The following is a 21,026-nucleotide window of genomic DNA, read 5'->3' as shown; positions in this document are numbered from 1 at the left end:
ACGGAAACCAGAAATCAGAATACAAGGTGAGCTGACCAGCGGCGAAGTGCATCAAAAGCCGGCTCAGCTTGCTGAGAAGATCGTTTTAACCTAAAAAGAAGAAGGCTCCAATCGTTCGGAATGTCGGCGAGGAGTTTTCGGTATCTGGAAATACACTGCTCACCTTACTTCTGCAAGGATGTCTCGACTTTTCGACCAGATGCAACGCCCTTCTTCCTTGGGGACAGGTGCGGTTGAAGCTGAGCCTCCTGGACTAGTGCGCCTCGTTCATGTGGCCGTGGAGGGGCGCGCAAGGCTTCAAGTCCAGGGCTTGTACCGATGCGACCCGCTCAGGCACAAACTCGAGTCCGCGCTGCGCACGCATGCTGCGATAAGGGAAGCCTCTGCGAACGCCCTCACAGGCCGAGTGCTGATCATTTTTGATCCGGCACGCGACCTTGAAGAAATAAAAACCTGGTTGGAGCAACTGCTGCTGGATGCCAGGCAGGAAATCATTCCTGAGAACTCGGTAGACGATGGCCGTTCTTTGCGTTCCTCCAGACGTCCTATTTCTCCCGCCATCTCTTCTGACTCCGATTCAGTTCTTCCCCAGAAGGGGGAAAACTGGCATGTGCTATCCAGCGAGATTGTGCTGGCCTCGCTTGAAACCTCTAAAGAGCTCGGCCTCAGCCAGGCTTCCGCGGAGCGGAAGCTTGGCCATTTCGGTGTCAATAGCCTACCGGAGACGCCACCCCGTTCCGGCCTGAGTATTTTTCTGGGGCAGTTTAAAAGCCTGCCTGTGGCTTTACTCGGTGTATCCGCCGTCCTTTCCGCGGCAACTGGAGGACTGGTCGATGCGGCGGTGATTCTCGGAGTAGTTTTGATCAACGCGGGTGCGGGCTACGTTGCTGAGTCTCAATCGGAGCGAACGATCAATGCGCTCGGACACGTGGCCGAGCAGAACGCAGTGGTCATTCGCGATGCTCAGCTTCGGGAAGTAGCTGCTGAGTCTCTGGTGCCGGGCGACATCCTGGTCCTTACGCCGGGGACTCGAGTAGCTGCCGATAGCAGAGTGCTCGAATCGCGCAATCTGATGGTGGACGAGTCCATGCTTACCGGAGAAAGCCTTCCAGTGACAAAAATGGTGAACCGGCTGGACAAGCAGAACGTCTCCCTTGCGGACCGGCTTAACATGGTATACATGGGTACGGTGGTAACGGGTGGCAGCGGCCTGGCAGTAGTAGTCTCGACCGGACGATATACCGAGATCGGCACTATTCAATCGCTGGTAGGTGAAACCCGGCCTCCGGAGACACCCATGCAGCGCCAGCTCTCCATCCTTGGGAATCAGATGGTGTTGCTATCCCTGAGTATCTGTGGGGCAATGTTTCTCATCGGGCTGGTCCGGGGTTACGGCTGGCTGCAAATGTTGAAATCCTCTATTTCCCTTGCCATAGCCGCAGTCCCGGAGGGACTGCCTACCGTCGCCACCACTACCCTTGCGCTGGGTATCCGGACAATGAGCCGTCACAAAGTGTTGGTGCGCCGTCTCGATGCAGTGGAAACCTTGGGCGCAGTACAGGTAATCTGCCTCGACAAAACCGGAACGCTCACTCTCAACCGTATGTCCGTCCTGGCCCTGCACAGCGGAGGACGTCGTATTACAGTGGACAAGGATGTGTTTTACGATGCGGGCGTAAGAACCGATCCCTATCAGAGCGATGAATTGTTGCGGCTCATCCATGCAGCCGTTCTTTGCAACGAGGTGGAACTGAACGGTGAGAGAGGCAGCTACGTACTCAAGGGTTCCGCAACAGAAGGCGCGCTGGTGCACCTTGCGCTGGCGGCAGGCGTTTCAGTTGATGCGCTTCGCCGGTGCTATCCCAGAGAGCAAGTGGAATACCGCACCGAAACGCGGAACTATATGAGCACGACCCATAGCGTGCGAGGGGGGGGGAAGCTCGTGGCCGTCAAGGGTAATCCGGTCGAGGTGCTGGAAATGTGCCGATGGTGGTTGAAGGACGGCGCACGCCTGCCTCTCACGGAGGTGGAGCGGACAGCCATACTCATGGAAAATGACCGCATGGCCGCAGAAGCGCTGCGTGTGCTGGGATTTGCTTACACCGAACCGAAGCAAACCGATCAATCTTCAGCGGATGAACTCATCTGGCTGGGGATGACGGGAATGGCCGATCCCCTGCGACAGGGGATGAAGGAACTTATCGCCTTGTTTCACCAGGCTGGGATAGACACGGTAATGATAACCGGTGATCAGAGCGGCACTGCGTATGCGATAGGGAAGGAACTTGGGCTATCCAGCGGCAGCGAACTCGACATTCTTGATTCTACCCGGCTTGATCAACTCGATGCAGAGGTCCTGGCTGGGCTGGCCCAGAAGGTCAACATCTTCTCCCGCGTCAGCCCGGCCAACAAACTGCAAATCGTGCAGGCACTGCAGCGCGGCGGCAAGGTCGCCGCGATGACGGGCGACGGCATCAATGACGGGCCCGCCCTCAAGGCTGCGGATATTGGCGTCGCTATGGGCGACACCGGCACGGAGGTGGCGCGCAACGTGGCCGACGTTATACTGGAAGACGATAACCTCGGCACCATGATTGTGGCCGTCTCGGAAGGCAGGACGATTTACAACAATATTCGCAAATCGATTCATTTCCTTACCGCAACCAACCTGTCCGAGATCATGCTGATGCTGGGGTCTATAGGTACAGGGCTGGGCACTCCGCTCACTACCATCCAGTTGTTGTGGATCAACCTGATAACCGATATCTTCCCCGGACTGGCGCTTGCTGTTGAGCCCCCCGAGCCCGATGTTCTGCAGCGGCCACCGCGAGATCCTCGCGAACCGATTGTAGGTCCAGCAGACTTCAAGCGCTACGGTCTGGAATCTCTGACAATGAGCGCAGGCTCAATGGCCAGCTACGGCTACGCAATGGCGCGTTATGGCGGAGGGCCGAAGGCCAGCACGGCCGCCTTCATGACCCTGACAATGGGGCAACTGCTTCACGCATATAGTTGCCGTTCTGACCATATCAGCATATTCAGCCACGAGACGCTCCGCTCCAATCGCTATCTCGACACGGCGATCGGTGGAACAGCCTTGCTCCAATGGGCCACGGTGCTGGTGCCAGGCGTCCGCAATCTGCTTGGTAACACCCCGATAGGCCCGCTTGATGTAGCGGTGATAGGCGCGGGCTCTGTGCTGCCTTTTTTCCTGAATGAAGCAACCAAAGGCGCCACCTTCAAAGGCAAGCGGGGTCAAGACCTGTTATCTCTGCCACCACCGTCGAAGGAGTATGGATGATGAAACAGAATTTCATGTTCACCTCCGAATCCGTGACTGACGGGCATCCGGATAAACTTTGCGATCAGGTGAGCGATGCACTGGTCGACCGCTTTTTGCAACAGGACCCCTTTTCGAAGGTGATCGCGGAGTGCGCAGTATCCACAGGAATACTTTTTATCGCAGCGCGCTTCGCTTCGTCGGCTTCTATCGACATCCCGGAGGTCGCGCGCCAGGTTATACGCCAGATCGGCTACGAGCAGGCGGATTTCAACGCAAAAGATTGCACGATCATGACGAGCCTGACCGAACTGCCGGCACCGTCTTATTTGTTCTCGGATGAGAGGGAAATGAGTGAGGAAGAGCTGGAATCGGTTACTGCCAAGAATCAGGCGAATGTATTCGGTTTTGCCTGCAATCAAAGCGCGGCCTTTATGCCGCTCCCCATCTCGCTTTCGCATAAACTGGCGCGTCGGCTCACGGCCGCACGTTTCCAGAAGCAGATTCCCTATCTTGCGCCCGATGGAAAAACGCAGGTAGGAGTGGAATATCGCGAAGGCAGACCATATCGCATCCATTCCATCACCATCGTTGCTACTCAGGAGAAGACTGCCATGCGCGGCGTCGGCCCGCTGCGGGATGATCTCAACGCACATGTGATTGAGCCGGTTTTCGCGGCGGAGACGCTGCGGCCCGACTCCTGCACCCATATTTTCATCAATCCCGAGGGGTTGGTTGCCGACGGAGGCCCCTCGCTACACTCCGGGTTGACGGGTCGCAAGAACGCGGTGGATACATACGGTGAATATTCCCGGCATTCGGAATCCGCGCTTTCCGGTAAGGATCCCTCCCGTATCGACCGGGTGGGAGCCTACGCAGCGCGCTACGCGGCCAAGAACGTGATCGCCGCAGGCCTTGCGCAGGCGTGCGAGGTACACCTGGCGTATTCAATAGGAATATCGAGTCCGGTAAGCGTGCAGGTGGATACTTTCGGTACAGGGAGCATTCCAGATACCGAAATAACGGCCCGCATCCTTGACCAGTTTGATTTCCGTCCGGCCGGAATCATTCGCGCTTTTAATTTACGCTACCAGCCTCAATTATTTCGCGGGGTTTTTTACCGCAGGCTCGCGGTTTATGGTCAGGTGGGACGGATGGATATCGGATTGCCGTGGGAGAGCACGGACAAGGCTGCATTGCTGCGTTAGCCCGATATCGCGGTAGACTGCCGCGGCGAGCAGTACCTGTTCGCCTCAGATCAGTGCAGCGACCAGAGCGACGGCTGAGCGCTCGACGGCGGTTTCGACGAGTTTCGTCACGAAAATATCTGCCACCTTCTGTAGCGAATGGGCGGCATACGGTTGATTCAGAACATCCACATTCCGGATATATCCCAGGTCGCGCAGGGAATCAAGAATCGCGGCAGAGCTTGTCAGACTTGGGTCGTATTTGATTACCACACTGCCCGTGACGATGCTGGTTTCGGCTTGAAGAAGGCCGTGCATTCCTTCCAGGTAGCACCTCAATTGCCGGACGCGCACTTCATCCTTTTTCAATACGGGGATATTGACGCGCAGACGGCCGGGAACATGGTGAATATAATTAGCCATGATTGGTTCTCCATTCGGTCATTTTCCTGATGATAGCTATTTAACCAGCGTTTTGTTACAGCTTTATGAAACGGTTCAGGCCCAGGAACCGGAGATGGAGAGGGGATAAAAGAAAGGAAAAAGAGAAGGCGGTGGAGAACATTCATCCCTGCGGCGGTAATCGATCGCTCACCAGGGATGAGAGGAGGACGGGAGCTAAGGCTACTGGAGCATTTGCCCTAAAACAAAATCTGAACCCCGCGGGCTGATCCAAGCGTCAACACCTGGCATGGGTTTGAGCTTGAGCTATGCCCTTTAGCGCTTTGTCAGCGCCTTAGCGCCGCCAAATGTTATACCGGCGGTGGAGGAGGAATGCGATCCTCGGGGGGAGTGCGACCTGCAGGGGGAACATTGTCTTCGCGGTATGACTTGGGTATAGCCGCGTTTGCCACATCCTTCACTCCTCCTACGACACTGAGGAGAATGTCGCGCACGCTCGTGACCGCGGTCGTGCCGATGTCGCCTATTCCTCCAGCGGCTGCGTTTACGGTCGCCCTGACTGCTTCTACGACATTGCCTCCAGTCTCCCTCGTTCCCTCGGCCACGCCGTCCACTGCACGCTTGGCAACCAGCAATGTGTCACCGCCAGCGTCAGCAGTACTACGGACCGCGGCCTTTACGGTTTCTGTGGCCGCCGTGATGACGTCGCCGCCTACATCGGACACCCCCATTACCACGCCCTTGGCAACGCTTTTCGTGGAAAGCACTAACCCGGTCCCCACATCTTCGGTGGCGGCAAGCGCGCCCTTGACAACATCCCTTGTTATATCGACTGCTTCCGTACCGACCGCCCCTGTCGCTCTCAACGTATTGGATACCGTATTGCGCACCAAGCTCACGATGTCGGATTCAATTCCGTCGATGCCTCTCAAGCTGCTGGCAATGCCTGTTTTTACGGTATGGCCAGCGGCTCCTATGGTGCGGTCAGCATCCGCACGATAAGGAGGTGTCGTACCCACGTATCCTTCATCTTCCGGGCGTGTTTCGCCGTGAGCATATGCTTCTTCCTTCGGCGTTTCTATATCGGACCGCTTTTTTTCCTCGGGGCGCGTCTTTCCCCCTGCGTGCCTGTCTGATCTCGGGGCATTCATTTCGATTCCTCCTCGTATAGTTACGATTTCCGTCCTATGACGATGAAAATGCTTCTCTCATTTTGCTGCTTTCTACCGCTTCAGTGCAGAGTTCCCTGGTTTTGGCTCTTGCAACCCCTTGACTCGCTCAGAAATTTTGCTACAGATTTTTGTTTCGCAAGATTTTCGGAAATCATCATCCAATCATTTCCAAATCTAAGATTCTTCGGGCAATTTGGTTTCAATGAGGGAATGTTCGGGGTTGTTGCCGTTCGTCCCCGGAAAAACGCAGTACGCATACCAGAATGCCGCTATCGCCGGGATCGCTATATTGCCCTTTATTACCTGCACGACACCCATGCTCATCATTGCCAGGAATATCAGCGGCCGGATATCTGGTCTTTTTTCCGATTTCGTATATGACTTATGTTCGTCACCGGCGATTGAAGAGTGGACTGGCGTGGGTACTGACGTTCCATTCTTTCCGAGCTGGAACAAATCGTGCTCAGCGATATGGCTCCAAAGAACGGAATCCTCCGCGGTATGACTGATAAGCGCCATACCAGTCCGCGGATCCGTCGTTACCGTTCCAACCCCGGGGCACTCCGCCAATCCTTTTTCCAGCGCCGCGAAGTACGCGGCATCGCCGCGCCTTGCGTCGATCTTTATCCGCTTTCTGCCCGGCAGAGAGTGGGCCACTCGCGCAAGTGGCGCCATCATTCCCCCTTGGTTGGCGGTCGACCTTGCGCCCCTTCATCGCGCTGGCCTTCACTCGCCTGCGCCCCCGTCGGTGCAGGTGGTGTCCCGGTTTTCCCTTGCGCGCCAGCAGGCTGAGTTGCGGAGGCAGCTATCGCCGCGCCTCCCGCCAGCCCAGTCTCCATCTCCGACTTGACCTCTGCCACGAGGTCATCCACCGTTTCGCTCAATTCGGCAAATGATTCACGTCCTTTCTCATACAGAAGGACGCTACCCTTGATAGCGGCCTTGGTAGCGGGCCTGATGAGCCGGAGCAGCACTGGTACGAGCAGTGTCGCCCCCACGCCAGCCGCCAAGCCCGTGATCAGGTTGCTCTTGAAGTTTTCCGATGCCATGATTTTTCACCTTACTTCCAGGAGCCAAAATAAATTTATAGATAATTTTTGTTTTTTTTCAAGCATTGACACAAAAAATTAATATTCGTGAACCCCTTCCACTCGCGGAATGAGAACCATTAGAGGAGCGTGCAGAACAAGGGGTAACGAGCGAGCATAAGGCAGTCATGGGCAATTCCAATTCCGCTCCAGCTTCCGGTACTGCACCGCTTCCGCAATGTGGCGCTTGATCCCCGAACTTGCGGCCAAGTCGGCAATCGCGCACGACTTTCAGAATGCGGTGATAAGCCTTGGCGAACATCCTCACAGGCCAAGGTAAATTCAGGAACAGCGATGAGGGGAAACCCAGGAGATCTACCTGCGCAGGAATCCCTGGAAAAGAGTGGCGCCTCAGGCGAATACGGAGCCTTCAAACGTGTACAGCCGCGAGCAATCCTGCCGCGATATTTCTATACTTTTATTTCGATGTCCGACTGCTTTTCTCTTTCGTGATGGGACTCTGCAACGTATAACCCTTCTCTTTCATCTTGTAGCCGCCGTAAGCACCGGCACCTCCCGCCAGGAGATACCAGCAGCCCGAGAGGGCGGGAAGAACGGCCAGCAGAGTAAGAAGACTTATTATTTTCCTGAATTTCATTGCAGTCCGGGAATAAGAGGAAAATAATAATTGTCGCAGAAAGTCGCCCCACAGAAAACAGAACAGGCGCTGTCATCCTCGCGTCTCCTTTTTCGTTAATAACACCAAGGGGATGTAAAAGGATCGTGGCAAAGATAACTCCATCGCGCTGTACTGTACCTGAACAGGGCCGGATTCAGCCTGAAGCAAAATTTTGGAGGAAAAATCATGAATCAAGCACCGATTTCAGCTACATGGGCAAAGCGCTTACTGCTCCTGGCCCTGGCTGCGCTCCTGTCAGCCTGCCAGTCCGCCGAAACGAGGCGTGCCGGCGGCTTGATGGGCAGCATTGCCGGTTCCATTGGCGGCGGCTATCTTGGCAGCTACCTGGGTGGGGGAACTGCTGGCCGTATATTGGGTGCTGTGGCCGGCGGTGTGGGCGGATATTATCTGGGTGCAGAAATCGGAGGACGTCTCGGGCAAGAAGATCAGCGCCGCATGGCTCAGACTTCCCAGCGCGCGTATGAAACCAACCAGACCCAGACTTTCACCAATCCCGATAGTGGCGTGAGCGGGAGAGCTGAGGTCGTGGGCGCTGATGATGACAGCAATTGCAAGACTATCCGGCAAACTGTCGTGCTGAAAGATGGAAAAACCGTTACAGAGGATGTGAAAAGCTGCAAATAGGAAGGAGAAAAGGCGCAACACTGAACCTTCTCGCCCCATAAGTGAGAAATAAGCAAGCGAGTAGATCAGGTACGCGTAAAGTCGCGCCTACTACATATAAACAACACATGAAGCTGATGATGTTGGAGTGTCCTCAAACCCGAAGCGATTCACCTCCACTTCCGCTTTTTGTGGGGGGCATGCGAACAAATGCCAGGGCCCCGCGCGGATTGTCGCCGCGCCCGACGATCAAAAAGCCGTACGCGACTCCGCCGATTTCGGGGGATGATCGGCGGTTGCTGCCTATCTTCAACTGATCCCATATCCGAAGAATTCTCGAGCTCCGCTTCCCAGCGTGCCAGGAGCTTCTCCGCCCTATCATCACTTTCCGGGTCGCCACTCAACCCGGACAGATCGACCAAACCCCCTTCCATTGTCTCGCCCTCCATTTTCGCCTGATGTAAATTCTCGTACTTTGCCCAGCATATTATCTGTGCGGTTCGCCGCTTATCTTCTGCCTTCTCACCCTTTCAACGTTACAGGTTATAAACCGTTGACAGCCGATCAGAACCCACAGACGCGTGATCAAACTTTCTTATTCAGGCTATGAATTAGAGATGTGGAAAGCAGTTTCAGTTCGATCAGTTGAAGGAGAATGAGAATTTTGTTGTTCTGAATAGCAGATGGCAGCAAGTTTTACCCACACCATTGATGATTCAACATCTGCCCATCGGGGAAGAGGAAAGTAGGTGGCGGAATACATTCATCCATGCCAGCGCTTTTCATGAGGAGTGTCGGAAGGTAATTCTTCACTCTTCATCGAACTGCTCCTTGCGTGCCTGACGGCGGAGCGGGTGCAGGAAATTATGGTATGGCGCGGGTATGGCGTGAATGCGTCTCCCCACACTGGGAAGCGGTCTGTGAAGCCAGCACCGTGGGCCACCCCGCAGGAATACAATGCCGAAGTGGCCCATTCAACCAAGCTCCAATGAGACAAACCTCAAGTGGAGCTCAGAATTTATTACTTTTTAGGCTTTGGAGTTTCGGACTTCGGGGTTTCAGGCTTTGAAGCTTCTGATTTCGGAGTCTCGGATTTCGGGGTTTCAGGCTTTGAAGTTTCAGGCTTTGAAGTTTCAGGCTTTGAAGCTTCGGATTTTGGAGTTTCCAATTTTGAGGGCTCATGAGCAGGAAGCGCGGTTAACTGGACGCGAACCGTGGCAAATTTCTCAAGTTCCTCCCTATCTTGACCTTTCTTGCTTGCAACTGCCGGGAGCTCAAGATTCAGGTGATAACTTCCTTTGCTTGCTCGCCGTAGAACCGGTTCTTTGCCGCCCGGCTCGTTCAGTTTTATTTCTTTGCCATCTGGGCCCATTAAAGTGGCCACCAGATCACTTGAACCCGATTTTGATATTTTTATCCGGTAATCCGAAGAATCAGCGGTAGGCAAGCGAAGCTCCACTCTCGCGCTGGAGCTTACATCCGCGCTCGCCAACTTGTTGTTCGTGACATTTCCCAGGCACCCCCCCGTGTCGCAAGGGAATTGCCTCGGATTGCTCTCCTGGCAGGTTATGAAATATCCACCGCGCGCGAAAGCCGCACTTTCCAGGTTGACTTCCAATCCCATTTCATTCAGCTTGTTTACGGAGGTTTTTGCACGGCCCTTGGCAAAACTTGTCTGCCTATCCTGATTGCAGTGGCTTGCTTCCTTACCCGAAGCGCTTGCTTCGGCTTCTTTATCGTCGATTGCGAGCCGTGGCCCATCCTTGTTCGCCTGAACCAAAACCCGGTTATACGTCTTGGCGACGATTTCCACCGGTGCCCCTTTCGATTCCCCGTATAACGGGATAGAAAACAGAGAAAATGGAGTAACAAGGATTAAAAGTTTTAGTCTTAGTGTTCTCATTTGTTATCGCCCTAGTTTTTTATCGGTGCGTGATGAAGAGCATCATCGCAGGACGGTCGAGCTGTTCCTCCCGATCGTTTCGCTAAAGAGCGAAGCCGTGGTATTCCAGTTTAGTACATTGCTTCAACGAATGGAATGCCGCTTTGAACTGCGGCCCAATGATTCCCTGAAAATCAGGGTAAAAAAGAAGATAAAAGATGCAAATATAGCCAATGGGACTATATAGAGAGCTAGAGAGTATAGTGACAGCATTAATGCCATTTGCCTAAATTCGCTGTCAACTGTCAAAAACCCGATCAGTTGTGTTTAGGTCTTTTGTTGGGTTATTAACAGCAGAATCTTATCACCCGATACGCTGGTGACTACTGGACTACCGTCCCCATCGTCAGTGCGACAAGCCGGGAGCAGCTCGATGAGCTTCTTGACTCGGTCAGTCTGTCGATTCCTCAGGAATTGATTGCAAGACTGGAGACTTCCAGTCAATAGAGTGTTACTGACGTTTCTGGACTTGAGAAAGTTGGTTTCATCTGTAAAACGCATGATTGACTTCAGGGCGATCGTGGTTGCACCCCCAGGATGGAAGCCCAGTGCCGTGCAAATTCGTGCCGAGGATGCCTGCCGTAGCCAACTCGTCATGACAGCGAGTATGAGGAATGGCAGTTGTATCTATCGTGGACTACTTCAATACGTCAAGTGGGGCGGGGTAGTACGGTCAGCACTCGCACGATGAAGGCGTGCAGCTCGTTCATGTAGTTGCGCAGGAAATCAGCCGTGTGCTCGTCGGTAACCTGCCCATCTTCCGTGATAAGGCCAGGCTTGAAATGGATGTGAGCCTCGACAGTATTCATCAAGGGTGAATTGCAGTAGCACAACACGCCGCGCAGCTGGCTTTGTGCCAAGGCCGTACCAATGGCACCGGGGGAGGTGCCGATCACTCCCGAAGGCTTGTGAGAGAAAGAGTTCTGGCCCCAAGGGCGACTTGCCCAGTCGATCGCATTTTTAAGGCCCCCAGGAATCGAGCGGTTGAATTCCGGTGTTACGAAAAGTACGGCATCGACATCGGCTATAGCCTTCTTGAAGGCACGCGCAACAGGCGGAAAGTCAGCATCGTAGTCCTGGCTGTAAATCGGCAGATCCGTGATCGGGATTTCGGACAATTCCAGTTCAGGCGGTGCCAGGCGTGCGAGCGCCTTTGCCAGCAAGCTATTGATCGAGGTGCTTGAGAAGCTGCCGACGAGGTAGCCCACCTTGTACTTATTCATATAAGCCTCCTTTCTGTGTGGTGCGAAAGATCATGCCCGCTAGTGTGTTGCGACAGCACTGGCAGGCACAGGGACTTCAGTCAAGCACAACAGTTCCTAGTATCAATCGAGACGTCAACCTTAAATCATCATAGGCAAGCCGCATCTCTCCCGCAAGTTGATAACCCTTCGGTTTCTTGTTTATTGTCTATATTGAATGAAGGCTTCGCTTCGCCGTGCCTTATGTTGATCCATAAAGACCAATGAACATCGCCCGTGATCTCGTGCAGGAGATCTGAGCAAAGGTGCCGGAGGTGCTGCTATGACAAGGAAAAAACCAATGGGACGAGGACGTTCTTCCGCCTTCGTGTTAACCCCCATAGTGTTGGTCTTCGTCCTGGATGCGATCGCGCAGGTCGCTCTGGACCCAAATGGCATCCTTGCCCCTGGAAGATCAGGCATCGTGGGCGCACCTGCGCTTGGAACCGAAGCGAGTTTCGATGTGAATGGCGTGATACTGCGGGCAAGCGCATCATCGGTATTATAGAAGGCGACAGCAATCCAGACTTGTTCATACCAGCTCTTGTTGAACTTTATACCCAGCGGCGCTTTCCCTTCGACAAGCTGGTGAAATTCTACACGCTCGATCAGATCAACCAGGCGGCGGAAGACAGTGAGAAGAGGGTAACCATCAAACCGATTATTCGATTGGAATCCTGAACCCCCTCTCTCGATCTTCTCCTACTCCTCAACGAGCTGACAGGGTTTTCCCGGCCTGTCCTGGTAATCAGGCAATCGAAAAAGGCGGCGCAGTTATCTGGTATGCAGTGAAATTCTTCTCCAGTCGGAGGGCATATGAAGGTTGCATTGATAGGAGTGACCGGGCGTGTTGGATCGCGTTTAACCACGGAATTGCTTCGACGCGGACATACTGTAACCGGCATCGCACGCGATGTCTCCAAAATGGAAGCGAAGCCAGGGCTTCGTCTTGAGGCGGCTGATGTAAACCAGGGCAAAACCCTTGCCCCTCTTCTCTCAGGTCATGACGCTGTTATCAGCGCCTCTCGTTTTGTTTCCACAAATCCTGCCCAGGTTATCAGCGCCGTAAAAAAAGCGGGAGTCCCGCGGCTCCTGGTCGTCGGTGGCGCAGGCAGCTTGGAAGTCGCCCCCGGTAAAATGCTGGTAGATACGCCAGAATTCCCGGAAGCGTACAAGCCGGAAGCGTTTGGCGGTATCGAGTATCTGAAGGCGTTGCGCTCGGAAAAAACACTGGACTGGACTTTTCTTTCTCCCTCCGCTGAATTCGAGCCAGGTGAGCGCACCGGAACCTATCGGATAGGTGGTGACGGACTTCTCATCGACGACAAAGGCCGCAGTTGGATATCGATGGAAGACTATGTCATCGTCCTGATCGATGAACTGGAGAACCCGAAGCATTCGCGTCAGCGCTTCACTGTTGGTTACTGAGAGTCCAGCTCAAAGTCTGGCTCCGCTTTTCGCTGCTCTATCTTTTTTCTTTTTTCCGGAAATTTCAGCCCATGGGTATCAAGACTGCCAAGTTATGCCAGGAGGGGCTTCACTGCCTGGCGCGCAGGTAATTGCCACCAATCCACTGATGAAAAGCTTGCAGGCATGAAAAAGCTGGGCTCAGATGAGCTGGTCAACTATCCTCACGTCAATTTTTGACGACGGAATTCAGCATGAACACGCAACCCACGAGCCCTCTTGGAAAGGTACTAGCGGGACTGGAGAGCCTGCTGCCGGATCTGGAGGCGTTATATACCGAGCCGCTGCCACTGTCTTATGTACAAGAGCGGGGGGAAAGCGTTGTAGTTATTGCGATCAACAAGCGTGATATGAAATCCAGGCCCATCAGCTAAATGCCTCACTAGATTTATTCCTGCAAAACCCCCGCCGATTATGACAATTTCCTTTTTCATGATGGAGTTCTATTCAGCTTCACCTCCAGTTGTAATCAAATTATGAGCCGAAGCCATGGCCACCAATAACGCTCAAGGTTCGGCCTTTGTTCGTTCATGATCCGCTGTATCCCTCAGGTTTCCATCTGTCGGAGTGGACTTGTTTTCCTGACTACCCGCTTCCATTTGTCCTCTGATGCGGTCAGCCTCCACCACCCATCCGCCCCCAAGCGATTTATAGAGATTGACAAGAGAGTTGAAGACGCCTCCCCGCGTTTGAGCCTGGGTGGTTTGGGCTTCGAAGAGAGTGCGTTGAGCGTCAAGGACTTCGATGAAGCTGATATAGCCTTCGTCATAACGCAGTTGCGCCATCTCGAGATACGTGCGCGATGCCTCCACCCGCCGGGTTTGAGCAGCCAGCTCCGCTCGGGTCTTCTGCACGGCTATGAGGGAATCCTCAACTTCCCGAAACGCAATCTGGATTGCGCGCTGGTAACCCACGAGTGCCTGTTCATGCCGTGCTTCTGCCTGTTTTACCTGGCCTGCGATGCCTCCTGCGGTAAAGATCGGTACGGAAGTCAGTACGCCAAACGCTGTCATGTAGGCTGGGCCGGTGAACAGAGTTGCAAGCTGGGTGCTGGCAACTCCCAGCATGCCTGTGAGTGAAATCCGTGGAAAGTAAAGGGCGCGGGCAGCCCCGATTTGTGCATTGGCCGAGATCAGGTTCTGCTCAGCCTCACGGAGATCAGGACGTCGCATAAGGAGTTCCGAGGGAAGACCAGCGGATACCATGGGAAGTTCAAGCTTTGCGAGTTCGCGTCCTCGCGCGATTGGACCGGGATTGCGACCGAGCAATACTGCGAGTGCGTTCTCCTGCTGGCCGATGCGGGATTCAAGCGGGGGTATGGCGGCGACTGCGGTTTCATATTGTGACTCAATTTGAGCCAGCTCCAGTTGTGAAATCACGCCGCCTTCGTAGCGCATCCGGAATACTTCAAGCATTTGCCTCCGAGTGGCTGCAGTAGCCTTCGCGATTTCCAGTTGCCGATCCAGGATCAGGAGATCAATGTATGACGAGGCCACCGAGGAGACCAGCGTCAATATCGTGGCGCGCCGCGCTGCCTCTGAAGCGAACAGTTGGTGGCGCGCGGCCTCCGAGAGACGCCTGATCCGTCCCCAGATATCAAGCTCCCAGTTCGCATTTATCGATACCTCATAATAACTATAGTAAGGGTCAATATTACCCAAAAACCCTATCGGCCCTATGAATGACGTGGAGCGGTGTCTTTCTGCCACCGCATTTCCCCCGATCTGCGGAAACAGTTCCGAGCGAGTAGCACCATAACGGCCCTGGAATTCCTCGATCCGCGCAGTGGCGATGCGTATGTCCTTGTTCTCAACTAGCGCGATCCTGATCAGCTCGTTGAGAATGGGGTCTCCGAATTGCTCCCACCAAGCGGTGTCGGCAATATCTCTCGCGACTTTCTCTCCAAAACGGTATTTCTCCATCGTTTCTATTTCCGGCCGCCGGTAATTTGGACCAAACATGCAGCCTTGCAGTACAAGGGCTAGGGGAAGCAGGAATGCAAGTAATGTCAGCCGAAATCGCATGTCAGTCTGGCAAAGGCTTGTTGCCTGGTTTGTTACGGGAGTCATCCTCCATGCCACCCCCTGGATCAGCGGGTAGCTTGCTTTCCGAGGATTCGTCTGTCGGAGGAGGTGTTTTGTCCTCCCCACCTATTCGCGCACGTATCCTTGCCGTCAAGGTTTCGATCGCCCAGTAGAACATCGGGATGAAAAATATAGCGATGACAGTTGCCCCCAACATTCCGCCAACTACACCCGTGCCCAGCGAAATCTTGCTGTTCGCGGAAACGCCGGTGGCAATTGCGAGAGGCACACAGCCCAGCGTGAAAGCAAGCGAGGTCATGATGATGGGACGCAATCTGTCCCGCGCTGCATTGACAGCGGCCTCATAGAAGGACTGTCCCTGTGCGTGGTTCATCACCGCATATTCGAAAATCAGGATGGCGTTCTTGGCAGAGAGCGCGATCAGTATGGTCAGTCCGATCTGGAAGTAGATATCATTGCTCAGCTCACGGAGAAAAATAGCGACCAGCGCGCCAAACAGCGCAAACGGGACTGCTGTCAATACGCCAAGAGGCAATGTCCACTTCTCGTACTGCGCGGCAAGGATGAGGAAAACCATGATCAGGCCGAAGACGAATACCAGCACCGATGAGCTCCCGGCCCTTTTCTCTTCGAAAGTCTGGCCGCTCCAGGCAATACCATAATCATCTGGCAGGATTTCATCCGCGGTTTGCTCCATTGCCGCAATCGCTTCTCCTGAACTGAAACCGGGTGCAACCTCGGCTGTAATTTTTACCGCAGTGAAGTTGTTGAAACGCGTTACGATGTCCGGTGCCCGATCAAAACGCACGGTCGCCACCGCGTTGAGCGGGACCATGTTTCCGTTTTGGCTGCGCAGATACAGATAATTGGTGTCCTCCGGTTTCATCCGCGAGGCGGGCTCGCCCTGGATAATCACCTGGAACAGGCGGGCAAACTTTGTGAATTGCGATACATAGAGCGATCCGAACATTGTCTGCATGGAGTTATATACCTCCTCCACAGGAACACCGAGTGTTTCCGCTTTTGCGCGGTCTACATCCAGGTATAGCACTTGTGCAGAGGCATTGTAGGTCGAGGTAATGTTCGTCAGCTCGGGCCGTGTCTGGGCTCGTTTCACATATTCCTGGATGACCTGCGCAATCTGCTGGCTATCATTGTCGCCCTTGCTCTGGATGTACAGTTCCATCCCTCCAGTCGTCCCCAGTCCAGGAATGGAGGGCGGGTTGATCGGAAGGATGATACCTCCCGGTATTTGAGCGAAGGCCTTTGCGGCGCTTTCTATCAAGGCTGGCGCGCTTTGGGTATCGGCATTGTCGCCAGCGTAGCGCTCTTCAAAATCCTTGAGTCCGACGAAGAATGTGGACGCATTGCTCTTCATCTGGCCGTCGAGCAGGCTGAAGCCGTCGACGACCACGATGGATCTTGTGGCCGGGTGCTTCATGAAGTATTCCGTCGCATGCCGACTGACCTCCGCAGTTCGATCAAGTCCCGAAGCATCGGGCATCAATACCACGCCTAGCAACACCCCCTGGTCTTCGGGGGGAAGGAATGAACCAGGAATGTGCTTGAACAGCCCGACGGCGAGAGCGATCATGCCGAAAAACAGTAGGAGCGCTGCAACGTAGCGCTTGATTGCGAGCCGCACACTGCGGATATAGCCTTCTGTCATGCGCTCGAACCAGGTATCGAACCATTTGAAAAAGCCCCGTTTCTCGCCGTGACGAGGTTTTAGCATGAGGGCAGCAAGCGCGGGGGACAATGTCAGGGCCACGATACCGGAGAGCGCAACAGAGATTGCAATGGTGATCGCAAACTGCTTGTAGAGCTGTCCGGTGATACCCGGAATAAACCCCACCGGAACAAACACAGCGCATAACACCAGAACAATGGCAATCAGCGCGCCGCCTACCTCGTCCATCGCCTTCTTAGCCGCATCACGAGCAGACAGGCCATATTTGCTCATGTTGTGCTCGACTGCCTCGACGACGACAATCGCATCATCCACCACGATACCGATGGTCAGGATCATGCCGAACAGGGTGAGCATGTTGAGTGAGAAACCGAGGGCCGCCATGCCACTGGCCGCCCCGATTACAGAAATGGGCACGGCAAGGATCGGAATCAGGGTGGCGCGCAAATTCTGAAGAAACACAAACACGACGACTACGACCAGCACCAGCGCTTCGAAGAAGGTCTGGATTACTGAGGCGATGGAAGCACGCGTGAAAGCAGTGGTATCCATGGTGATTTCGTACTCGATGCCGGGAGGAAATGATTTTTTCATTTCTTCCAAAGTTGCGCGCACGCCCTTCGAGACTTCCAACGCGTTGGCCCCGGGCTGCTGATATACCACCAGCACCGTCGCAGGCTTCCCCTGGCGGGTATTGCGAACCGCGTAAATCTTCTGGCCCAATTCCGCATAGCCCACATCCTTGAGCCGTACCATCGCAACACCCTGGCTGGCGGCGCGGATAATGATGTTGTCAAATTCGGCGGGGGTGGTCAGACGGCTCTTGGTGGTAATGGCAAACGATTGCTCGACGGGGCGGTCCGTCGGAGCCTGGCCGATACTTCCTACTGCATATTGCTCGTTTTGTGCCGCAACCGCTTGCTGCACATCCCCAGCAGTGATGCCAAGGGCTGCCATCCGATCCGGTTTCAGCCAGATCCGCATCGCATAATCCGGTGTCCCCATGACGGTTGCCTGGCCCGCGCCGGGAATGCGCTTGATCGCATCCAGTATGAAAATGCTGGTGTAGTTGGCAACATAGACGGGCTCGTAGCGCTCATCCGGTGAAAAGACCGAGATGACCATCATCACGGAGGCAGATTGCTTTTTTACCTCTACACCTTGCCTCTGTACCGAGGCGGGAAGCTGCGGGAGCGCCAGGCTTACACGATTCTGCACCTCCACTTGCGCGAGCGACGGGTTGGCGTCGATCTCGAAATAGACCGAGAGCGTCATGGCGCCGGTTGACGAACTTGCTGACGTCATATACATCAGTTTGTCGGCACCGTTCACGTGTTGCTCGATGGGAGCTGCAACGTTTTGCGCCGCCACTTCGGCGGTGGCCCCCGGATAAGTCGCCGTGACCGAGACTTCAACGGGTGTGATCTGGGGATACTGTGCGATAGGCAGGTTGTACATCGCCACGCCGCCGGCCAGCGTGATGATAATGGAGAGCACCGACGCGAAGACTGGCCTGTCGATACAGAAGTGGGAAATCTTCATGAACTAGCCTGTCATTCGGGTGGCTTTTCTCGAGGACCTGGGAACTGTTTTTCGGAAGGAGGCGCTCGATTTTCGGGTCCAATTGCTTGCAAATCAGGTGCAGACGGTGAGTCGCCCGGTTGGGCTGACGCTTCTTCGGGCGGCTCTGCAATGGAAGCGGCTGGAGTGGTGCCGTGCCCTGCTGCCGGCTTAGTCCCGATTTGATCACTGGGAGGCGTCATTGTATCGACCACTTTAACGGCGGCTCCGGGGGAGAGCCGAACAGCCCCATCCACTACAACCCTTTCGCCTGCCACCAATCCATGATTTATAAACCACCCCTCGCCCTGCCAGTCCCCCACTTCAACGTCGCGCCGGTCAGCCTTGCCTTCCTTGTTGATCACCCACACGTAATGGCTCTTCGCCCCTTGCAGTACTGCGCGTTGGGGCACCAGAATGCTGTTGGGACGTACTGCTCCCTTCAGCTGAACGCGCACGAACTGTCCCGGACGCAACACTCCCTCAGGATTGATGAACTGGGTGCGAACCAGAAAGGTTCCGGTTTCCTCAGAAAATGAAGGTGAGCTGAAATCGATATGCCCCACATGGGGAAATAACGAGCCGTTGGCAAGGGTAATCTGGACTTCAAAAAGATTGAGTGGCGGAAACTTGAGCAGACCTCTTTCGATTTCACTCCGGTACTTGAGCACTTGGTTTTCAGAGACGCTGAATATGACCCAGATAGGATCAATCTGATCCACATAGGTAAGCAGCCCACCTTCCCCCGGACTCAGATAGCTGCCTTCATGCTTTAAACTGAGACTGGCTAGCCCGTGGAGCGGTGAACGAAGTGTCGTATAGCTGAGATTCAGCTTTGCAGTTCGGACTTCCCCCTCTGCCGCAAGCACTGCCGCCCGCGCCTGCTGTACAGCTCCTGTGGCGTCATCAAGATTTTTCTTGCTTAGAGCATTTTTTTCCGCAAGCGGCCTTACCCGGCCTAGCGTTGCCTCAGCAACCTGAAGCCGTGCCTGCTGCTGTGCGAGCTGCCCTTCCGCCGACTGCAAGGCCGCCTCAAATGGCTTCCGATCCATCTGGTACATCTTCTGCCCGGCCTGTACCACCTCGCCTTCCGTGTAGAGGCGCTTATCCAGGAACCCGGAGACCCGGGCGCGAATCTCGACGTGACGGGAACTCCGGGTCTCCGCCACGAATTCGAGCTCGATAGGATGATCTCGAGGCTCGATGCTGACTGCAGTGACCTCCGCAACGGGTGGGGGCTTTTCCTCCTGAGGCTCGCTGCAGCCTCCCGAAAAGGACAAAATGACGATGACGGCAATTCGTCCAGCGTATTGCAGGGTTCGCAAAGGGGAAAAGAAGGGGTAGAACATCAGTAATGATGAAATTTCGGGATCATGTTATACCCGTCCTCAACCCCTTCTTTAGGATTAAGAAGGTATGCCAGAAGGTCTGCTGTTCTAGCACCTCCACCTGCGCCTGTTCGCATTCGAGGCTGCTTCAATTACCCTCGGCCACCTTGATCTGTCTTCTAGCCGCCCTCGCTCATCATTGCCAGACGGATTCATTGCCAGTGCGGATTTCATCTCAATTAGGTTCCGAGTTATGATCCACTTAAGGCTTCCTGCAGCCTTTTCTCCTGCTCCGGAGCGAGTGAAGTGCGAAGTACCTTGCCTTTCACGTCCGAGAGTTCAGCCAGAACCTTCTCCGACTGAGCCTCATGGAAAAGAAGGAAAAGTCCCGACGAATTGTTGGGGAAGGTTTCAGCAAGCGACTTGATGAAATCATCATCGATGCCGTAATCAGTGAGGGAGCCCGCCAGAGCACCGGTACTGGCACCGAGAGCGCTGCCCACGGCGAACCCCACAAGGGGATCGAGAAACAGCAGTCCGACGAACGTGCCCCATAAACTCCCGGTAAGAAAGCCATCCTTCGTCCCGGCTTTGACGAGATCGCTGCCTTGCTTGATATGAACATAGCCTGTCTCGTCCCGCACTACGACAACCGCATCCTCACCAGCCAGATATTCCCTGGGCAGCATATAAAGCTTGGATAGAACACGATCGGCTTCTTCGGGATCCCTGAATCCCAATACAATTATTTCCGCTTTTTCCGACATCTTTTTCTCCTCCTGAGGGCCCCACTCGATGGTAGAAGGAAGCAAAGGCACTTACCTTGCACTTTAAAGTCGTGCTTAGCTCAGGATAGAAGCGGGGTTGAAACTTGAATGATTGGAAGCAGTTATAAGGGCCGTGCCATCTTCCCGTCCGTTCGGTGGCACACGTTGGAAAGAAGCCTGCTCATAGCGCAACAAAACAGCTAGCAGATCGAGCACCCGCAGAAAGAGACTTATATGAATAAGTATAAGGTGGTTGGGTAATGGACCTGATCCAGCGGCCTCGCATGAAACGTACATTCGCAAGTGGAATACAACTGGAAACGACCTTGAAGCGACCGCGGCGGCTCACAATGACTGCATTCTGATTCTTGATGAGTTGGGTACCTGTTCAGCGCAAGATATCGCAAAAATATTCTATGACCTTTTTGGCGGGCAAGGCAAAGCGCGAATGGGTAAAGATGCGTCGCTTCTTTACCGGCGCTCCTGGTGTTTCGGGTTTTCCCCCGGTTTCACGGACACATCTAAAAAGGCTGATAATGAGTCAGGAGGTGTGTCTTGGCAAGGCGAAGAAAATACGCAGCGCAGTTCAAGCAGGAAGCAGGTTTTGTGAAAAA

18 protein-coding genes and 1 pseudogene are annotated in these 21,026 nt (G+C 54.4%); 9 read left to right on the top strand and 10 right to left on the bottom strand.

Annotated elements, in window-relative coordinates; genetic code table 11:
* Positions 1–178: 178 nt before the first annotated feature.
* Together AC52W5_RS03925 and metK are read left to right on the top strand one after the other, a co-directional pair.
* A complete protein-coding gene (locus AC52W5_RS03925; protein ID WP_495670049.1) occupies positions 179–3,301 on the top strand; it encodes a cation-translocating P-type ATPase in 3,123 nt (1,040 codons plus the stop codon).
* On the top strand, positions 3,298–4,488 hold the full coding sequence (gene metK, locus AC52W5_RS03920; RefSeq protein WP_495670048.1) for a methionine adenosyltransferase: 1,191 nt from the start codon (positions 3,298–3,300) through the stop codon (positions 4,486–4,488). The genes AC52W5_RS03925 and metK overlap by 4 nt, the downstream gene beginning before the upstream one ends.
* Before the next feature lie 45 nt (positions 4,489–4,533).
* Here the strand turns inward: metK and AC52W5_RS03915 are convergent, their stop codons facing one another.
* The 4 genes from AC52W5_RS03915 to AC52W5_RS03900 form a co-directional block, all read right to left on the bottom strand.
* A complete protein-coding gene (locus tag AC52W5_RS03915; protein ID WP_074975336.1) occupies positions 4,534–4,890 on the bottom strand; it encodes an HMA2 domain-containing protein in 357 nt (118 codons plus the stop codon).
* Between the two features lie 329 nt (positions 4,891–5,219).
* Positions 5,220–6,020, bottom strand: a complete 801-nt coding sequence (locus tag AC52W5_RS03910; RefSeq protein ID WP_495670047.1) for a hypothetical protein — start codon at positions 6,018–6,020, stop codon at positions 5,220–5,222.
* A gap of 195 nt (positions 6,021–6,215) precedes the next feature.
* Entirely contained in the window at positions 6,216–6,719 is a 504-nt protein-coding gene (locus AC52W5_RS03905) for a hypothetical protein (RefSeq protein WP_495670046.1), read from the bottom strand.
* Positions 6,716–7,090, bottom strand: coding sequence for a DUF5132 domain-containing protein (locus AC52W5_RS03900; protein WP_495670045.1), 375 nt, complete (start codon positions 7,088–7,090; stop codon positions 6,716–6,718). Before AC52W5_RS03900 ends, AC52W5_RS03905 begins: the two co-directional genes overlap by 4 nt.
* A gap of 844 nt (positions 7,091–7,934) precedes the next feature.
* Here AC52W5_RS03900 and AC52W5_RS03895 point away from each other — a divergent pair.
* A complete protein-coding gene (locus AC52W5_RS03895; RefSeq protein WP_107761736.1) occupies positions 7,935–8,393 on the top strand; it encodes a YMGG-like glycine zipper-containing protein in 459 nt (152 codons plus the stop codon).
* 1,000 nt (positions 8,394–9,393) lie between these two features.
* On the opposite strand, the gene AC52W5_RS03890 is transcribed toward AC52W5_RS03895, so the two are convergent.
* Both AC52W5_RS03890 and AC52W5_RS03885 read right to left on the bottom strand, forming a co-directional pair.
* Complete coding sequence (locus AC52W5_RS03890; RefSeq protein WP_495670044.1) at positions 9,394–9,819, bottom strand: hypothetical protein; 426 nt, start codon at positions 9,817–9,819, stop codon at positions 9,394–9,396.
* A gap of 1,145 nt (positions 9,820–10,964) precedes the next feature.
* Positions 10,965–11,537: an NADPH-dependent FMN reductase gene (locus AC52W5_RS03885; RefSeq protein WP_495670043.1), complete on the bottom strand. Its 573-nt coding sequence runs from the start codon at positions 11,535–11,537 to the stop codon at positions 10,965–10,967.
* A 319-nt stretch (positions 11,538–11,856) separates the two neighbouring features.
* On the opposite strand from AC52W5_RS03885, the gene AC52W5_RS03880 reads away from it, so the two are divergent.
* The 4 genes from AC52W5_RS03880 to AC52W5_RS03865 all read left to right on the top strand — a co-directional run bounded on the left by AC52W5_RS03880 (position 11,857) and on the right by AC52W5_RS03865 (position 13,396).
* Positions 11,857–12,063 carry a hypothetical protein gene (locus tag AC52W5_RS03880; RefSeq protein ID WP_495670042.1) on the top strand — a complete coding sequence of 69 codons (207 nt, stop codon included), beginning with the start codon at positions 11,857–11,859 and terminating at the stop codon, positions 12,061–12,063.
* Positions 12,064–12,083: 20 nt separating this feature from the next.
* On the top strand, positions 12,084–12,236 hold the full coding sequence (locus AC52W5_RS03875; protein ID WP_495670041.1) for a hypothetical protein: 153 nt from the start codon (positions 12,084–12,086) through the stop codon (positions 12,234–12,236).
* Positions 12,237–12,371: 135 nt separating this feature from the next.
* Positions 12,372–12,983, top strand: a complete 612-nt coding sequence (locus AC52W5_RS03870; RefSeq protein ID WP_074975349.1) for an NAD(P)-dependent oxidoreductase — start codon at positions 12,372–12,374, stop codon at positions 12,981–12,983.
* 233 nt (positions 12,984–13,216) lie between these two features.
* Positions 13,217–13,396: a hypothetical protein gene (locus tag AC52W5_RS03865; protein ID WP_177219753.1), complete on the top strand. Its 180-nt coding sequence runs from the start codon at positions 13,217–13,219 to the stop codon at positions 13,394–13,396.
* A 132-nt stretch (positions 13,397–13,528) separates the two neighbouring features.
* On the opposite strand, the gene AC52W5_RS03860 is transcribed toward AC52W5_RS03865, so the two are convergent.
* From AC52W5_RS03860 to AC52W5_RS03845, 4 genes are all read right to left on the bottom strand, one after another.
* Complete coding sequence (locus AC52W5_RS03860; protein WP_495670056.1) at positions 13,529–15,046, bottom strand: efflux transporter outer membrane subunit; 1,518 nt, start codon at positions 15,044–15,046, stop codon at positions 13,529–13,531.
* Between the two features lies 1 nt (position 15,047).
* Positions 15,048–18,299, bottom strand: a complete 3,252-nt coding sequence (locus AC52W5_RS03855) for an efflux RND transporter permease subunit (protein ID WP_495670040.1) — start codon at positions 18,297–18,299, stop codon at positions 15,048–15,050.
* Between the two features lie 11 nt (positions 18,300–18,310).
* The gene (locus tag AC52W5_RS03850) at positions 18,311–19,666 is read right to left on the bottom strand and encodes an efflux RND transporter periplasmic adaptor subunit (protein ID WP_495670039.1); all 1,356 of its coding nucleotides are present in this window, start codon (positions 19,664–19,666) and stop codon (positions 18,311–18,313) included.
* A 230-nt stretch (positions 19,667–19,896) separates the two neighbouring features.
* Positions 19,897–20,412 (bottom strand): DUF1269 domain-containing protein, encoded by a 516-nt coding sequence (locus tag AC52W5_RS03845; protein ID WP_495670038.1) that lies wholly within the window; start codon positions 20,410–20,412, stop codon positions 19,897–19,899.
* 253 nt (positions 20,413–20,665) lie between these two features.
* On the opposite strand from AC52W5_RS03845, the pseudogene AC52W5_RS03840 reads away from it, so the two are divergent.
* Both AC52W5_RS03840 and AC52W5_RS03835 read left to right on the top strand, forming a co-directional pair.
* Positions 20,666–20,812, top strand: a pseudogene (locus AC52W5_RS03840) (DUF927 domain-containing protein); the annotation flags it as partial.
* A 16-nt stretch (positions 20,813–20,828) separates the two neighbouring features.
* Positions 20,829–21,026: hypothetical protein (locus AC52W5_RS03835; RefSeq protein WP_495670057.1), on the top strand; the 198-nt coding region annotated here is incomplete at its 3' end.

The sequence above is a fragment of the Nitrosospira sp. CT genome (genome assembly GCF_059489795.1).
This window is presented reverse-complemented; position numbering and strand designations above follow the sequence as displayed.

Excerpts from the sequence above, each read along its gene's own strand:
- AC52W5_RS03925 (WP_495670049.1), top strand. The coding sequence starts at position 179 with ATGTCTCGACTTTTCGACCAGATGCAACGCCCTTCTTCCTTGGGGACA.
- metK (WP_495670048.1), top strand. The coding sequence starts at position 3,298 with ATGATGAAACAGAATTTCATGTTCACCTCCGAATCCGTGACTGACGGG.
- AC52W5_RS03915 (WP_074975336.1), bottom strand. The coding sequence starts at position 4,890 with ATGGCTAATTATATTCACCATGTTCCCGGCCGTCTGCGCGTCAATATC.
- AC52W5_RS03910 (WP_495670047.1), bottom strand. The coding sequence starts at position 6,020 with ATGAATGCCCCGAGATCAGACAGGCACGCAGGGGGAAAGACGCGCCCC.
- AC52W5_RS03905 (WP_495670046.1), bottom strand. The coding sequence starts at position 6,719 with ATGATGGCGCCACTTGCGCGAGTGGCCCACTCTCTGCCGGGCAGAAAG.
- AC52W5_RS03900 (WP_495670045.1), bottom strand. The coding sequence starts at position 7,090 with ATGGCATCGGAAAACTTCAAGAGCAACCTGATCACGGGCTTGGCGGCT.
- AC52W5_RS03895 (WP_107761736.1), top strand. The coding sequence starts at position 7,935 with ATGAATCAAGCACCGATTTCAGCTACATGGGCAAAGCGCTTACTGCTC.
- AC52W5_RS03885 (WP_495670043.1), bottom strand. The coding sequence starts at position 11,537 with ATGAATAAGTACAAGGTGGGCTACCTCGTCGGCAGCTTCTCAAGCACC.
- AC52W5_RS03880 (WP_495670042.1), top strand. The coding sequence starts at position 11,857 with ATGGGACGAGGACGTTCTTCCGCCTTCGTGTTAACCCCCATAGTGTTG.
- AC52W5_RS03870 (WP_074975349.1), top strand. The coding sequence starts at position 12,372 with ATGAAGGTTGCATTGATAGGAGTGACCGGGCGTGTTGGATCGCGTTTA.
- AC52W5_RS03865 (WP_177219753.1), top strand. The coding sequence starts at position 13,217 with ATGAACACGCAACCCACGAGCCCTCTTGGAAAGGTACTAGCGGGACTG.
- AC52W5_RS03860 (WP_495670056.1), bottom strand. The coding sequence starts at position 15,046 with ATGCGATTTCGGCTGACATTACTTGCATTCCTGCTTCCCCTAGCCCTT.
- AC52W5_RS03855 (WP_495670040.1), bottom strand. The coding sequence starts at position 18,299 with ATGAAGATTTCCCACTTCTGTATCGACAGGCCAGTCTTCGCGTCGGTG.
- AC52W5_RS03850 (WP_495670039.1), bottom strand. The coding sequence starts at position 19,666 with ATGTTCTACCCCTTCTTTTCCCCTTTGCGAACCCTGCAATACGCTGGA.
- AC52W5_RS03845 (WP_495670038.1), bottom strand. The coding sequence starts at position 20,412 with ATGTCGGAAAAAGCGGAAATAATTGTATTGGGATTCAGGGATCCCGAA.